15 protein-coding genes are annotated in these 13,311 nt (G+C 74.6%); 7 read left to right on the top strand and 8 right to left on the bottom strand.

The annotated features are described in order from the left end of the window. Positions 1-89: 89 nt before the first annotated feature. Positions 90-911 (bottom strand): glycerophosphodiester phosphodiesterase family protein, encoded by an 822-nt coding sequence (locus ACF3NS_RS05730; RefSeq protein WP_392468436.1) that lies wholly within the window; start codon positions 909-911, stop codon positions 90-92. 236 nt (positions 912-1,147) lie between these two features. On the opposite strand from ACF3NS_RS05730, the gene nhaA reads away from it, so the two are divergent. The 4 genes from nhaA (at position 1,148) to ACF3NS_RS05710 (ending at position 5,157) form a co-directional block, all read left to right on the top strand. After that, positions 1,148-2,506, top strand: a complete 1,359-nt coding sequence (gene nhaA / locus ACF3NS_RS05725; RefSeq protein WP_392468434.1) for a Na+/H+ antiporter NhaA — start codon at positions 1,148-1,150, stop codon at positions 2,504-2,506. Further along, positions 2,503-3,366 (top strand): YwiC-like family protein, encoded by an 864-nt coding sequence (locus ACF3NS_RS05720; RefSeq protein ID WP_392468433.1) that lies wholly within the window; start codon positions 2,503-2,505, stop codon positions 3,364-3,366. The genes nhaA and ACF3NS_RS05720 overlap by 4 nt, the downstream gene beginning before the upstream one ends. Positions 3,367-3,497: 131 nt before the next feature. Beyond that, entirely contained in the window at positions 3,498-4,097 is a 600-nt protein-coding gene (locus ACF3NS_RS05715; RefSeq protein WP_154593837.1) for a phage holin family protein, read from the top strand. 130 nt (positions 4,098-4,227) lie between these two features. Next, positions 4,228-5,157: an alpha/beta fold hydrolase gene (locus tag ACF3NS_RS05710; RefSeq protein ID WP_288797368.1), complete on the top strand. Its 930-nt coding sequence runs from the start codon at positions 4,228-4,230 to the stop codon at positions 5,155-5,157. A 43-nt stretch (positions 5,158-5,200) separates the two neighbouring features. On the opposite strand, the gene ACF3NS_RS05705 is transcribed toward ACF3NS_RS05710, so the two are convergent. Genes ACF3NS_RS05705 through nth form a run of 3 tightly spaced genes read right to left on the bottom strand, consistent with a single transcriptional unit; the run spans position 5,201 to position 7,870 of the window. After that, positions 5,201-6,406 (bottom strand): MarP family serine protease, encoded by a 1,206-nt coding sequence (locus ACF3NS_RS05705; RefSeq protein ID WP_392468429.1) that lies wholly within the window; start codon positions 6,404-6,406, stop codon positions 5,201-5,203. Positions 6,407-6,413: 7 nt separating this feature from the next. Then, entirely contained in the window at positions 6,414-7,067 is a 654-nt protein-coding gene (locus tag ACF3NS_RS05700) for an NUDIX hydrolase (RefSeq protein ID WP_392468427.1), read from the bottom strand. Next, positions 7,064-7,870, bottom strand: a complete 807-nt coding sequence (nth, locus tag ACF3NS_RS05695; protein ID WP_288797365.1) for an endonuclease III — start codon at positions 7,868-7,870, stop codon at positions 7,064-7,066. The genes ACF3NS_RS05700 and nth overlap by 4 nt, the downstream gene beginning before the upstream one ends. Before the next feature lie 63 nt (positions 7,871-7,933). Here nth and ACF3NS_RS05690 point away from each other — a divergent pair, with 63 nt between their 5' ends. Continuing rightward, positions 7,934-8,611: a Crp/Fnr family transcriptional regulator gene (locus ACF3NS_RS05690; protein WP_288797364.1), complete on the top strand. Its 678-nt coding sequence runs from the start codon at positions 7,934-7,936 to the stop codon at positions 8,609-8,611. Positions 8,612-8,659: 48 nt separating this feature from the next. On the opposite strand, the gene ACF3NS_RS05685 is transcribed toward ACF3NS_RS05690, so the two are convergent. Genes ACF3NS_RS05685 through ACF3NS_RS05670 form a run of 4 tightly spaced genes read right to left on the bottom strand, consistent with a single transcriptional unit; the run spans position 8,660 to position 11,041 of the window. Continuing rightward, positions 8,660-9,475, bottom strand: a complete 816-nt coding sequence (locus ACF3NS_RS05685; protein ID WP_392468425.1) for an MBL fold metallo-hydrolase — start codon at positions 9,473-9,475, stop codon at positions 8,660-8,662. Next, complete coding sequence (locus ACF3NS_RS05680; RefSeq protein WP_392468423.1) at positions 9,472-10,389, bottom strand: NUDIX hydrolase; 918 nt, start codon at positions 10,387-10,389, stop codon at positions 9,472-9,474. The genes ACF3NS_RS05685 and ACF3NS_RS05680 overlap by 4 nt, the downstream gene beginning before the upstream one ends. Before the next feature lie 8 nt (positions 10,390-10,397). Further along, a complete protein-coding gene (locus ACF3NS_RS05675; protein ID WP_154593842.1) occupies positions 10,398-10,874 on the bottom strand; it encodes a RidA family protein in 477 nt (158 codons plus the stop codon). Between the two features lie 14 nt (positions 10,875-10,888). After that, complete coding sequence (locus ACF3NS_RS05670; RefSeq protein WP_154593843.1) at positions 10,889-11,041, bottom strand: DUF4177 domain-containing protein; 153 nt, start codon at positions 11,039-11,041, stop codon at positions 10,889-10,891. Between the two features lie 51 nt (positions 11,042-11,092). On the opposite strand from ACF3NS_RS05670, the gene ACF3NS_RS05665 reads away from it, so the two are divergent. Together ACF3NS_RS05665 and ACF3NS_RS05660 are read left to right on the top strand one after the other, a co-directional pair. Further along, entirely contained in the window at positions 11,093-12,130 is a 1,038-nt protein-coding gene (locus ACF3NS_RS05665) for an ArsA-related P-loop ATPase (RefSeq protein WP_392468420.1), read from the top strand. Then, on the top strand, positions 12,127-13,308 hold the full coding sequence (locus ACF3NS_RS05660) for an ArsA family ATPase (protein ID WP_392468418.1): 1,182 nt from the start codon (positions 12,127-12,129) through the stop codon (positions 13,306-13,308). The genes ACF3NS_RS05665 and ACF3NS_RS05660 overlap by 4 nt, the downstream gene beginning before the upstream one ends. Positions 13,309-13,311: the final 3 nt, after the last annotated feature.

Genomic DNA, 13,311 nt, shown 5'->3' with positions numbered 1-13,311 from the left:
GCGGGCACCCCCTGGCTTGCCGGCACGCGTCCCGCCTCCCGAGGAGCGCTCCTCGGGAGGACTGCTCCTCGGGGGACGCAGCGAGCCTGTCACAGGTTGCCCGACAGCCCCGATCGGCGCTCGTCCGAGGCGCGCACCGTGCCGGTCGCGCCCGGCATGGGCACCCAGTCGCCCCGCGCGACCAGCACCTCGCGCAGCAGGTCCGGCCGGTCCGAGATGACGCCGTCGACACCGAGGGACAGCAACCGGTCCATGGCGACCGGGTCGTTGCAGGTCCACGTGATGACCCGCACCCCTACGGAGTGGGCGAGGTGCACGACCTCCTCGACGAAGATCGGGACCCGGCCCAGCTGGATCGGCACGTGCGCGAACGGGGCAGAACCGATCCACCGCGGCACCGGCACCCCCGCGCGCGAGCAGGCGATCAGCGTCGTCAGGGAGCGCCAGCCGAGGGAGGTCGCGACGCCCGGGGCGCCCTCGCGGACCCGGCGCAACCAGCCGTCCCACGCTCCGGCGACGCACACCCGCTCGCGGTAGCGGCGGATCCGCAGGACCTGCACCAGCGGCTCGAGCGCGGACTCGACCTTGAGGTCGACCGAGAAGCACGCGTCGGGGAAGGCCTCGAGCGCCTCCACCAGGGTGGGCACCGACTCCTGCCCGTACACCCGGAGGCGGCGAACCTCGGCCACGGTGCGGGCCGCCACCCGGCCGGTGCCGTCGGTGACGCGGTCGAGCGTCTCGTCGTGGAAGCAGACGAGGTGCCCGTCGGCGGTGAGGCGCACGTCGGACTCGAGATAGCGCACCCCGAGCGCCACCGAGCGCTCGAAGGCCGCCAGGGTGTTCTCGGGGGCGAGCTGCGCACCGCCGCGGTGGGCGAGCGCCAGGGGGCCAGGACCGTCGCCGTACGTCATGCCTCCATCGTCAGGGGCTCGGCGGGCCGCTCGGGGCCGGGCGGGCGCTGGCGGCAAGGTGTTCACCGGGCCTTCCCGATCCGGCCACCGGGTGCTCGGGCACCGGCGGCCGGAGGCTGTGCCGCGGCGCGCTGCGCGCTGCGCGGTAGGATGGATGTCGGTGTGCCGGGAAGTCTGGTCGGCGTCGTCCCTCGCGACCCCTCGTCCGCGTCCCCACGTCGTCCGCGAAAGGCATCATGCCAGCGAGCTCCCCACGCCCCCGCGCCACCGGCAGCACCCGAGTCCTCGCCCGCGGCAGCTGGCGCGAGACCCAGCGCATCACCGCCGCGCTGCGCACCGAGACCGTCGGCGGCGCCCTCCTGCTCCTCGCCGCCCTCGCGGCGCTCGTCTGGGCCAACACGCCCTGGCGGGAGTCCTATGCCGAGCTTCGCGACCTGCACGTCGGCCCGTCGGCGCTGCACCTCGACCTCTCGGTCGGCCACTGGGCGGCCGACGGTCTGCTCGCGATCTTCTTCTTCGTCGCCGGCATCGAGCTCAAGCACGAGTTCACGCGTGGCGACCTGTCCGACCTCCGCAAGGCCACCGTCCCCGTGGCGGCCGCCTGCGCCGGGGTGGTGCTGCCCGCCCTGATCTTCCTCGGCGTCGGGATGATCGGCGGCGGGGGCGGCGACGTCCTGCGCGGCTGGGCGATCCCCACCGCCACCGACATCGCCTTCGCCCTCGCCGTGCTCGCCGTCATCGGCACCCACCTGCCGTCGGCGCTGCGGTCCTTCCTGCTGACGCTGGCCGTCGTCGACGACCTCATCGCCATCACGATCATCGCCGTGGCCTACACCGAGTCGCTGCAGGCGCTCGCCCTGCTCGGGGCCCTCGTCCCGCTGGCGGCCTTCGCCGTCGCGACGCGGAGGGGCTGGACCTCGCCGTGGCTGCTGATCCCGCTGGCCCTGCTCACCTGGGGTCTGGTCCACGCGTCCGGCGTCCACGCCACCGTCGCCGGCGTCCTGCTCGGCCTGGTCACCCCCGTCGACGTCGGCCACCGGCTGGAGCATGTGGTGCGCCCGGTCTCGGCCGGCGTGGCGGTGCCGCTGTTCGCGTTCTTCGCCGCCGGCGTGACCGTCGTGGGTGGCGGTTTCGGCCAGGCCGTGACCGACCCGGCGGCGCAGGGCGTCGTCGCCGGTCTGGTGCTGGGCAAGTTCGTCGGGATCCTCGGCGCGACCTGGCTGCTGGCGCGCTTCACGCGGGCGGAGCTCGACAGCGACCTCGCGTGGGCCGACATCGCGGGGCTGTCCCTGCTGGCCGGCATCGGGTTCACCGTGTCTCTGCTGGTCGGCGAGCTGGCGTACGGCGCGGGCTCGGACCGCGACGACCACGTCAAGATGGCCGTCCTGCTGGGCTCCCTGCTGGCGGCCGTGCTCGCGTCGGTCGTCCTGCGCAGCCGCAACCGGCACTACGCCCGGGTGGCGGAGCGCGAGGCCGAGGACCTCGACCTCGACGGCGTCCCGGACGTCTACGAGCACGAGGGTGTCCACACCCCCGGCGAGGACACCACCGACGGCACGCGCCGGCTCGACGAGGGCCGCCGCACCCAGCCATGACCCGCGGCCGCAAGCGTCCTCCCGGCTGGGTGCCCCAGCAGCACGGCGCCTGGGCCATGCTCGTCGTGCCCGCCGTGACCGGCACCGTCCTGCTCGTGCGGGACCACGGCTGGCGCTGGGTGGCGCTGCCCGTCCTCGCCATCACGGTCGTGGGCTACTTCCTGCTCAACGCCGTCACCTTGTGGCTCAAGGCCCGCCGCAAGCCCCGTTACTGGCCCCCCGTCCGCGCGTATGCCGTCGCCTGCTGCCTGCTCGGGCTCGCCGTGCTCGCGCTGGGGCCCGGGCTGGCCGGGTGGCTCGTCGTGGCTGCCCCGCTCCTCGCGGTGGCCCTGGTCCTCGCCGCGCGCCGCCGCGACCGGGCCACCCTCAGCGGCCTGGTCACCGTCGCCGCCGCGTGCCTGGTCACCCCCGTCCTGTGGAGCGCCGGCCTGCCGTCGAGCCCCCCGCTCGGGGCGGTCGCTGCCTTCGCCGACGCCGTCACGCACCGGCCCGAGGAGGTGCGGGTGCTGGCGTTCGTCACGCTGCTGCAGCTGGCCTACTTCTTCGGGACGGTCGTCTATGTCAAGACGATGATCCGCGAGCGCGGCGACCGGCGCTGGTTCGTCGCCTCCGTCACCTATCACGCGGCGATGACGGTGGCGCTCCTGGCGGCGGCGCTGGGCGGCATACGGGCACTCACCGCAGGTGTCTCGCCAACCGCGCTGGTCCTGGCCACCGCGGTGCTCGCCCTCGCCGCCGTCCGCGCCTGGGCGATGCCGGTGCTTGGGCCGCTGCGTGGCCGGTCGATCACGCCGCTGCAGGTGGGGCTGGTGGAGATCGGGTTCAGCGGCGCCGTGCTGGCCGCCTGCCTGCTCGCCTGACCTCGTCCGCATCATGCAACCTCACCCGTCCGCGCGCCCGATGTGGGTATGGTTTCGGGTGAATGTGTGAATGACACGACCGAACCCCTGCCCAGGGATCTCGGTCCCACCGTCCGCGAGGAGTCGCCCCCATGTCCACGTCCCACACTGAGCAGGAGCACGAGGCTCGCCGCGCCGAGCGCGACCGCGAGGCGCGCAACTACGGCAGCGACACCACTGCACGCACCATCGGCCAGCTGGTCGCGGACGCGACGCAGGACGTGTCGAGCATCATGCGCAACGAGATCCAGCTCGCCAAGGCCGAGGTCAAGACCGACGTCGCCAAGGCCGGCAAGGGCATCGGCATGTTCGCCGGCGCGGGCGTGCTCGCCTTCCTGGCCCTGATCCTGCTGCTCATCGCCGTCGCGTACGGCCTGGTCGCGCTCGGCCTCGCCCCGTGGCTGTCCTTCCTGATCGTCGCGGTCGTGCTGCTGGTCGTCGCCGGCATCCTCGCCATGATCGGCAAGAAGGCCCTGAGCAAGGTCAACGTCAAGCCCGAGCGGACGATCCGCAACGCGCAGGAGACGGTGGAGGCCCTCAAGCCCAACACCTCCCGGCCCGCGGTCGCCGACCAGCGCGCCGCGTCCCACAGCGCCACCACCTCCCGCGAGGCCACCGCGACCTACGCGACGACGGGCACGGCCGACACGGCGGGCACGGCGGGCACGGAGTCGGGCGCCACGCGCGCCTGAGCCGCACCGCACGAACTCGCGCAGGGCCCCCTCCCGAGTGGGAGGGGGCCCTGCCGTCGTCCGCCCGGCCCCCGAGGGTGGCCAGCGAGCCGTTGGTGCTGCCACGTGCTCATTTGCCAGGATGGGCACGATGAACGACGGCACCATGCGTGACGCCGCCAGCACCCTGGTCCCGGGCCCCTGGCGGCACCGCTTCGTGTCCGCCAACGGCGCCAGGTTCCACGTCGCCGAGGCCGGGGACGGTCCGCTCGTGCTGCTGCTGCACGACTTCCCGCAGTTCTGGTGGGCGTGGCGGCACCAGCTGACCTCGCTCAGCGCGGCCGGCTACCGGGTGGCCGCCCTGGACCTGCGAGGGTTCGGCGCGTCCGACAAGCCGCCCGTCGGCTACGACACCTTCACCTCCGCCACGGACGCGGCCAGCGTCGTCCGGTCCCTCGGTGAGCGCTCGGCCGTGGTGATGGGCCAAGGGCTCGGCGCCTGGATCGCGTGGTCGATGCCCTCGCTGCAGCCCGCCGCGACCCGAGCGGTGGTCGCCCTCGGGGCGCCGCACCCGCTCGCCCTGAGGACCGCGTCGCTGACCCTGCCGACGCAGATCCAGGCGGGGCGGACCTTCGCCGGGCTGCAGCGGCCGTTCGTCCCGGAGCGCCGCCTCGGGGACCCCGCCTCGGGCTACGTCGCGCGGATCCTCACCGAGTGGTCCGCGCCGGGCGCGTCCTGGCTGGACGTCGACATCACCACCCGGTATGCCGAGCAGATGGCTCTGCCCTTCGTCGCCCACTCCGCCGCCGAGTACTACCGCTGGATGGCGCGCTCCCAGCTGTGGGTCTCGGGGCGGCAGTGGGCTGCCGCGCTCCGGCGCCCCGTCCGCGTCCCGGTGCTGCACCTGCACGGCGCCGCGGACAGGGCCGTCCTCCCGGAGACGATGGGCGGATCCGCGCGGTATGTCGCAGCCGGCCTCGACGCGCACCTGCTCCCCGGCACGGGCCACTTCGTGGCGGAGGAGGCCCCCGAGCGGGTGGACGCGCTGCTCCTGCCCTGGCTCGCCGCGCTGCCGCGCTGAGCCCCCGGCTCACGAACGGTGGCCCCCGGGTCGGGGGGGACGGTCACGCGGCGGAGCAGGAGCCCGTGGCGGCGGGCGAGGTGTCGGTGGCGGCCTCGGCGAGGATGGGTCGGGTGGCCGCGCTGGTCAGGGCATAGCCCGTGCTCGGGTCGTCGAGCGACTGGGCAAAGACCGTCCCGGCCACGCGGCCGTCGGTCGTGAGCAGCGGCCCGCCGGAGTTGCCGGGGCGGACGGTGGCGTACAGCGAGTAGACCTGGCGCACGGCCCCCGCGCTGCCGTAGATGTCCTCGCCCCGCGCCGACACGACCGTGCGCACGCGGGCCGCGCCGAGGCGGTACGGCCCGCCGCCGGGGAAGCCGGCCACCACCGCGTCGGCCTCGGCGCGCAGCGTGTCGGCCACCTGCAGCGGCCGGGCCTGCAGCTCGGGGACGTGCAGCACCGCCACGTCCAGGCGGGGGTCGAACGAGACGACGGTGGCGGCATACGAGCGTCCCTGGCCACCGACCTGCACGCGCACCCGATCGGTGCCGGCGACCACGTGGGCGTTGGTGACGACGCGCTGGGGCGACATGACCCAGCCGCTGCCGTCCTGCTCGCGGCGGCAGGCGGGCGCGTCCCCGACGACCTTGACGATCGAGTCGCGGGCCGCGACGACGCCGGCCGTCCGGGCGACGCGCGGGTCCGGCGGGGCGGCGGGCGTGATGGGCTCGGCCCCCATCCCCTCGAAGACGCGGGGGAACTCGCTGGCCTCCACCTGCGACCGGAAGTCCGCGAAGGCTCTCCCGGCCTGGGCGGGCATCACCGCGTCGACGGAGCGCAGCACCCGCGACCCGGCGACGGTGCGGGCGACGCTGCCGGGGGCCGCCGCGCGCAGGGTGTCGCCGACGAACCAGTAGATCGATGCCAGGACCAGCACCGAGGCGACGGCCCCGGTGGCGGCGTCGAGCAGCTGGGTGGGGCGCAGGCGGTTGCGGGACCGCAGGTGGGCACCGACGCGTCCGAGCAGGGCCTCGCCGATCACCGCGAGCAGCAGGACGCCGAGCGCGAGGACGGCGGCGCGCAGCAGGAGCGAGTCACGCAGCGCCTGGACGTTCTGGAGCAGCGGCGGCAGGGCGCGCAGGCCGAGGACGGCGCCGGCCACGAGCCCCGCGGTCGCGAAGGCGGACATGACCAGGCCGCGACGCCAGCCCGCGGCGGCGTGCAGGCCGAGGGCGACGAGCAGGATCACGTCCAGGACGACTGGGCTCATGACCCGATCAGCGCCACATCTGCTCCGGAAGTTCCTCGAGGCGCGACACGTCCCAGGGCTCGGCGAGGCCCGCGAGGTCCAGCAGCTTGCTGAGGATCCCTGCGGTGAAGCCCCACACCAGCAGCCCGTCGACCTCGAAGGCCGGCCCGCGGTAGCCGTTGGGGTGGGTGACGGTGAACCGGTTGGCAGGGTCGACGAGCTCGGAGACCGGGGCCCGCAGCACCGAGGCGACCTCGCGCGGGTCGCCCGCGGTCAACGGGTGCGGCTCGCGCCACCACCCGACGACGGGGGTCACCCCGAAGTCCCGGTGCGGCATGTAGAGCTCTGGCACCGTGGCCAGCACCTCCACCGAGGTCCGGTCGAGCCCGACCTCCTCGTGGGCCTCGCGCAGCGCCGCGTCGACCACGTCGCGGTCCTCGGGGTCGACCGACCCTCCGGGGAAGGCCACCTGCCCGGCGTGCGAGCGCATGCCGTGAGCCCGCTCAGTCAGCAGGATCTCGTGGTCGGTGCCGTCACCGTCGCGGGGGCCGACCAGGACGAGCACCCCCGCCCGGCGACCGGCCCCCTCCTGCGGCGGCAGGAAGCGCGAGTAGTAGTGCGCCGGCGTCGTGCCCAGACGGTCGACCAGGGTGTCCAGCCACTGGGGTCGGGCTGCCGTCATACGCCCTCCTCGGCCCACCGGGCCGCCAGCCCGCTCGGGGCCTCGCCCAGGCGCTGCGGCCAGGGCGCGCCGGGCGCGAGCTCGAACTTGGCGAGCCTGCGGGCCTTGGCCGGGTCGGTCTCGCCCTCTCCGTATGCCGGACAGAGGGTCGCCACGGGACACACGCCGCACGCCGGCTTGCGGGCATGGCAGAGGCGGCGGCCGTGGTAGATGAGGACGTGCGAGAGCATCGTCCAGTCCTTGCGCGGGATGAGGGCTCCCACCTCGTGCTCGACCTTGACCGGGTCGTCCTCGGCGGTCCAGCCGAGGCGACGGGCCAGCCTCCCGAAGTGCGTGTCCACCGTGATCCCCGGGACGCCGAACGCGTTGCCGAGGACGACGTTGGCGGTCTTGCGCCCCACGCCGGGGAGCGTGACGAGGTCCTTGAGGCGGCCCGGGACCTGCCCGTCATACCGCTCGACGAGGGCCGTCCCGAGCTTGATCAGGGCGTCGGTCTTGGCGCGGTAGAAGCCGGTCGGACGGATCAGCTCCTCCAGCTCGGTGCGGTCCGCCGCGGCGTAGGCGGCCGCGTCCGGGTAGCGCGCGAAGAGGGCCGGGGTGACCTTGTTGACCCCCACGTCGGTGGTCTGCGCCGACAGCACCGTCGCGACCAGCAGCTCGAGCGGCGTCGTGAAGTCGAGCTCGGCGATGGCGTAGGGGTAGGTGTCGTGCAGGACGCGATAGGTCCGGCGGGCACGGCGCGTGAGCGCAAGCGGCGACTCACCGGTGGGCGTCGGACGCGAGGCGGGGTCGAGGGTGGACACCCGATCAGGCTACTCGCGCGGTCGGTCCCGCCCCTCCACGTCCGTGATGGCACAATGACTGACGTGGACAACGACGTGGTGAGAAGGTCCCCGCTCTTCGCGGCGCTCGACGACGAGGCAGCCAGCACGCTGCAGACCTCCATGAGCCCCGTGCACCTCGAGCGGGGAGAGGTGCTGTTCCACGAGGGCGCCCAGGGCGATGCCCTCTACATCATCGTCGACGGCAAGATCAAGCTCGGTCGCACCAGCGGCGACGGGCGCGAGAACCTCTTCGCGGTGCTCGGGCCCGCCGAGATGTTCGGCGAGCTGTCGCTGTTCGACCCCGGCCCGCGCACCCTGACCGCCACCGCCGTGGCGGAGACCTCTCTCGTCGGGCTCGGCCACGACAGTCTGCGCAGCTGGCTCGCCGCTCGCCCGGAGGTCTCGCTGACCCTGCTCGCCGCGCTCGCGCGTCGCCTGCGCCGCACCAACGAGTCGCTCGCCGACATGGTCTTCACCGACGTGCCCGGCCGCGTGGCCAAGGCCCTCGTCGACCTGTCCCGCCGCTTCGGTCGCCCGTCCGAGGACGGCGTCCTCGTCGCCCACGACCTCACCCAGGAGGAGCTGGCCCAGCTCGTCGGCGCTTCCCGCGAGACGGTCAACAAGTCCCTCGCCGACTTCGCCAGCCGCGGGTGGATCCGCCTCGAGGCCCGCGCGGTCGTGCTCCTGGACATCGAGCGCCTCTATCGTCGCGCTCGCTGAGCGAGCGGCCACCAGGCCGTATGCCGGGCCCGCCGCCTCGCGGCGTCCTCAGTCGCGCAGGTAGGCGAGCTGGGCGAGGACGCTGAGCCGGGCCGCCGGCCAGACCTCGCGGGGCACGTCGGCATACACCCGCTCGACCACCTCGTCAGCCGTCGTGTCCCCGTCGGCGAGGGCGGCGCGCACCTGATCGAGCCGGTCGGCGCGGTGCTGCAGGTAGTACGCGACCGCCTCGTCGGCGGCGTCGACCGTCGGCCCGTGCCCGGGGAGGATCCGTGTGACGGCGCCGCTGCCGGTGAGCGACCGGAGGCGCCGCAGCGAGGCGAGGTAGTCGGCGAGCACGCCGTCGGGGTGCGCCACCACCGTCGTTCCGCGGCCCAGCACGGTGTCGCCGGTCAGCACGGTGTTGTCCGCGGGCAGCACGAAGGACACGGAGTCGGACGTGTGGCCCGGCGTGGCCAGGACGGCCACCTCGAGCTCACCGACGTGCAGCACCGAGCCCTCGTGCAGGTTGTCGTGACCGTCCCCGATCGCCTGCACCCGCGTGCGCGTGAGCTCGGCGAAGCGCCCCGCCCCCTCGGCGTGGTCGGCGTGGGCGTGGGTCAGCAGGGTGTGGGTCACGCGGGCGCCGCGCTCCTCCACGAGCGCGACCACGGCAAGCAGGTGCTGCTCGTCGAGCGGGCCCGGGTCGACGACGGCGACCGCCTCGCCGCCCGGCTCGGACAGGACCCACGTGTTGGTGCCGTCGAGCGTCATCGGGCCGGGGTTGGGCGCGAGCACGCAGGTCGCCCGCTCGGTGACGACGCCGCCGAGCCACGGCGTGGCGGTCGGGGGCGGCTGCACGAGACGGGCGCCGGGGGCGGTCACGAGACGGCCCCGGTGTCGGGCACGCGCGCCCGCATCCAGATGCGGCCCTGCTCGTCCTCGATCAGGTCCGACGAGATCGACCACACCTCGGGCGTCTCCGCGACGAACGACGCCGACGACGACGCGACGGCCAGCTGCTCGAGCGCGACGATCGTCGGGGGCAGCATCAGCACGGACCCGTCGGCCGCGCCGGCGAGCACGTCCGTGGGGCGCCACCACCCCGCCGCGTCGGCCTCGGAGGTCGCGTCGTCCGGGACCTGCCCGACCGGCAGCAGCGCGGCGAAGAACGCCGTGTCGTAGCGCCGCGGCTCGAACTCCGGTGTCACCCAGTGCGCGCGGTAGGACAGCAGGTCGGACCGCAGGACCAGCCCGCGGCGCCGCAGCAGCTCGGTGAAGGACAGCTCTCGGGCCTCGAGCGCGACCCGGTCGGCGTGCCAGTCGGCGTCGCGCACGTCCGCGACCATCGAGTCCGCATCGGGCCCGGCCAGCAGCACCCCGCACTCCTCGAAGACCTCGCGCACCGCGGCCACCACGAGCTGTTGCGCGACGTCCTCGGAGCACGCCATCCGCTGCGCCCAGGCTGCGGGCGAGGGCCCGGCCCAGTGGTCGGCGACCAGGGCCGGGTCGGCGTCGCGCGGGTCCACCCCGCCGCCGGGAAAGACCATCATGCGGGGCGCGAAGGCCATCGAGGCGACGCGGCGCAGCATGAACACCTCGACACCGCACGATGTCTCGTCGTCTGCCACCCAGCTCACGGCCGGGTCGCGGACCAGCTGCACCGTGGCGGCATACCGAGGCTCCTGGTGACGGCGCACCTCGATGTCGCCGTCGAGCCATGCGCGGGCGCGCGAGCCGAGCCCGCCGGCGGGGAAGTCGCGTACGACCCCCTGCTCGACTCCGTGCTCGCCGCCCATCACGGAGCTCAGTCGTCGGCGAGGGCGACGGTGATCTCGACCTCGACCGGCGCGTCCAGCGGCAGCACGGCCACCCCGACCGCGGAGCGCGCGTGCACCCCGCGGTCGCCGAAGGCGTGCCCGAGCAGCTCGCTCGCACCGTTGAGGACGCCCGGCTGGCCGGTGAAGGTGGGGTCGCTCGCGACGAACCCGACCACCTTGACGACCTGGGCGACCCGGTCGAGGTCGCCCACGACCGACTTCACGGCGGCGATGGCGTTGAGGGCGCACACCTGCGCGAGCTCCTTGGCGCGCGTGGGGCTGACGAGCCCGTCGCCCTCGCCGACCTTGCCGGTCTCGGCGAGCGAGCCCTGCACCATCGGCAGCTGCCCGGAGGTGTGGATGCGGCGCCCGTCCTGCAGCGCCGGGACGTAGGCCGCGACCGGGGCCGCGACCTCGGGGACGCTGAGCCCGAGCTCGGCGAGACGGTCCTCGACGGCACTCATGCCATGCCTGCCCGTCAGGCCTTGGGGCGCTTGAGGTAGGCGACGAGGTTGCCCTCGCCCGACTGCAGGACGGTGACGAGCTCCCACCCGTCCTGGCCCCACTGGTCGAGGATCTGCTTGGTGGCGTGGACGATCAGCGGCACGGTGGCGTACTCCCAGGTGGTCATGCCCGCACTCTAGCGACCGCCGCGGGGGGTCACAGCACTAGCATCAGCCGTATGCCGACCGCGCCCGCCCCCGAGCCCTGGCCAGACGCCTGGCGCGAGGCGCGGCTGCACGTGGTCACCGGCAAGGGGGGCACCGGCAAGACAACGGTGGCGGCGGCGATGGCGACGGCGCTGGCCGAGTCCGGTCGCCGGGTGCTGCTGGCCGAGGTGGAGCAGCGTCAGTCGCTGGCCCCGGTGCTGGGGTGCAGCCCGCTGGACGACCACGAGCGGCTGGTCCACGTCACGCCGGCGGGCGGTGAGCTGCACGCGCTGGCGGTGGACGCGCGGGCCTCGTTGATGGAGTACCTCCGCGTCCACTACCACCTCGGTCCCGCCGGGGCGGTGCTGGACCAGGTGGGTGCCGTCGACCTGGCGACCAGCATCGCGCCCGGTCTGGGCGACGTGCTGGTGATGGGCAAGCTCTACGAGGCCACCCGCCGCACCCCGCGTCACCAGCGGCGCCGCGGCACGCCCGAGAGCTATGACGTGGTCGTGGTGGACGCGCCGCCGACCGGTCGCGTGGTGCGCTTCCTGCAGGCCAACGCCGAGGTCGCAGACCTGGCGCGGGTGGGGCCGATCAAGGCGCAGGCCGACGCGGTCACGGCGGTCGTCCACTCGGACCAGACCGTGGTCCACCTCGTGACGGTGCTGGAGGAGATGCCCGTGACCGAGACCGTGGAGGCGGTCGGCGAGCTGCGGGACGCGGGTCTGCGCACCGGTCTGCTCGTGGTCAACCAGGTGCGCGACGACGGGCTCGCCGAGGACGACCTCGACGCCTTCCACGCGGCCGTCGACGGCGACGTCGACGTGGCGGCCATCGCCGATGAGCTGCGGGCGCTGCAGGTCCCCGAACCCGACGACACCGCCCGCCGCCTCCTCGCGCACGCGCGCGGCCACGCCGAGCGGCTGCTGGCCGAGGGCGAGCAGCAGGAGGTCCTCGACGCCGTCGGGCTCCCGACCGTGCTGCTGCCGACGCTCGAGGGCATCGGTCCGCGCACCCTCCCGCGGCTCGCGGCCGCGCTCGCCTCGCAGGTCGGAGCGCTCGTATGACGGCCCCGCCCCGCCCCGGCGCCCGGCATACGGCCTCGGACCTCGGCGCCCTGGTCCGGGACCCGGGCACCCGCGTGGTGCTCTGCTGCGGCTCGGGGGGCGTGGGCAAGACCACGACGTCCGCGGCCCTCGCCCTGCACGCCGCCGAGGCCGGGCGCCGGGTGGTCGTGCTCACCATCGACCCGGCGCGCCGGCTCGCCCAGTCGCTGGGGCTGTCCGAGCTGGACGACCGCCCCCGCACGGTGACGGGGATCGACGAGGCCGCGGGCGGTCGCCTCGACGCGATGATGCTGGACATGAAGCGGACCTTCGACGAGGTCGTCGTGGCGCACGCGACCCTGGAGGCCGCCGAGCAGATCCTGGCCAACCCCTTCTACCAGTCGGTATCGAGCTCGTTCGCGGGTACGCAGGAGTACATGGCGATGGAGAAGCTCGGCCAGCTCCGCACCCAGGCCGAGCGGGACGGCACGTGGGACCTGATCGTCGTCGACACGCCCCCGAGCCGGTCGGCGCTGGACTTCCTGGACGCCCCGGAGCGCCTCGGGTCCTTCCTCGACGGGCGGCTGGTCCGGCTCCTCACCGCCCCCGCGCGTCTCGGGGGACGGGTCGGCGTGCGGGCACTCGGCGGCGGGATGTCGCTCGTGTCAGGCGTGCTGTCCAAGGTGCTGGGGACCCAGCTGCTGGGGGACGTGCAGACCTTCGTGGCGGCGCTGGACTCGACCTTCGGGGGCTTCCGCGAGCGCGCCGAGCAGACCTACGCCCGGCTCTCGGAGCCGGGCACGGCGTTCGTGGTGGTGGCGACGCCGGAGACGGCGGCGCTGCGCGAGGCCGACTACTTCCTGCGGCGGTTGCGGTCCGAGGGGATGCCCGCCGCGGCACTGGTCCTCAACCGGCTCGTGCGCCCGGCGACGGGGACGCTGGGCGCACGAGGGGCTGAGGGGGCCGCCGAGCGGCTGACGGGAGGGGGTCAGGATGCTCGGGCGGCCCGGGCAGCAGGGGCGCTGCTGCGGGTGGGGGCGGCGTCGGACCGGGTGGCGGAGCGGCACGCGCAAGTGTTGGCGGAGCTGCGGGCGAGCCGTCCGGAGCTGCTGATCAGCGTGGCGGCCGCGGAGGCGACGGACGTGCACGACCTCGCCGGGCTGCGGCGGGTGGCGGCGTCTCTCGGGGTGAGCGGCTGAGCG

This window comes from Arsenicicoccus cauae (assembly GCF_043162025.1).
GTDB lineage: Bacteria > Actinomycetota > Actinomycetes > Actinomycetales > Dermatophilaceae > Arsenicicoccus > Arsenicicoccus cauae.
The sequence above is the reverse complement of the archived record's forward strand: the minus strand, read 5'-3'. Positions and strand labels throughout refer to the sequence as shown.

Bases quoted from the DNA above. Each gene is read 5' to 3' on its own strand.
- ACF3NS_RS05730 (WP_392468436.1), bottom strand. From the start codon at position 911: ATGACGTACGGCGACGGTCCTGGCCCCCTGGCGCTCGCCCACCGCGGC.
- nhaA (WP_392468434.1), top strand. From the start codon at position 1,148: ATGCCAGCGAGCTCCCCACGCCCCCGCGCCACCGGCAGCACCCGAGTC.
- ACF3NS_RS05720 (WP_392468433.1), top strand. From the start codon at position 2,503: ATGACCCGCGGCCGCAAGCGTCCTCCCGGCTGGGTGCCCCAGCAGCAC.
- ACF3NS_RS05715 (WP_154593837.1), top strand. From the start codon at position 3,498: ATGTCCACGTCCCACACTGAGCAGGAGCACGAGGCTCGCCGCGCCGAG.
- ACF3NS_RS05710 (WP_288797368.1), top strand. From the start codon at position 4,228: ATGAACGACGGCACCATGCGTGACGCCGCCAGCACCCTGGTCCCGGGC.
- ACF3NS_RS05705 (WP_392468429.1), bottom strand. From the start codon at position 6,406: ATGAGCCCAGTCGTCCTGGACGTGATCCTGCTCGTCGCCCTCGGCCTG.
- ACF3NS_RS05700 (WP_392468427.1), bottom strand. From the start codon at position 7,067: ATGACGGCAGCCCGACCCCAGTGGCTGGACACCCTGGTCGACCGTCTG.
- ACF3NS_RS05680 (WP_392468423.1), bottom strand. From the start codon at position 10,389: ATGGGCGGCGAGCACGGAGTCGAGCAGGGGGTCGTACGCGACTTCCCC.
- ACF3NS_RS05675 (WP_154593842.1), bottom strand. From the start codon at position 10,874: ATGAGTGCCGTCGAGGACCGTCTCGCCGAGCTCGGGCTCAGCGTCCCC.
- ACF3NS_RS05670 (WP_154593843.1), bottom strand. From the start codon at position 11,041: ATGACCACCTGGGAGTACGCCACCGTGCCGCTGATCGTCCACGCCACC.
- ACF3NS_RS05665 (WP_392468420.1), top strand. From the start codon at position 11,093: ATGCCGACCGCGCCCGCCCCCGAGCCCTGGCCAGACGCCTGGCGCGAG.
- ACF3NS_RS05660 (WP_392468418.1), top strand. From the start codon at position 12,127: ATGACGGCCCCGCCCCGCCCCGGCGCCCGGCATACGGCCTCGGACCTC.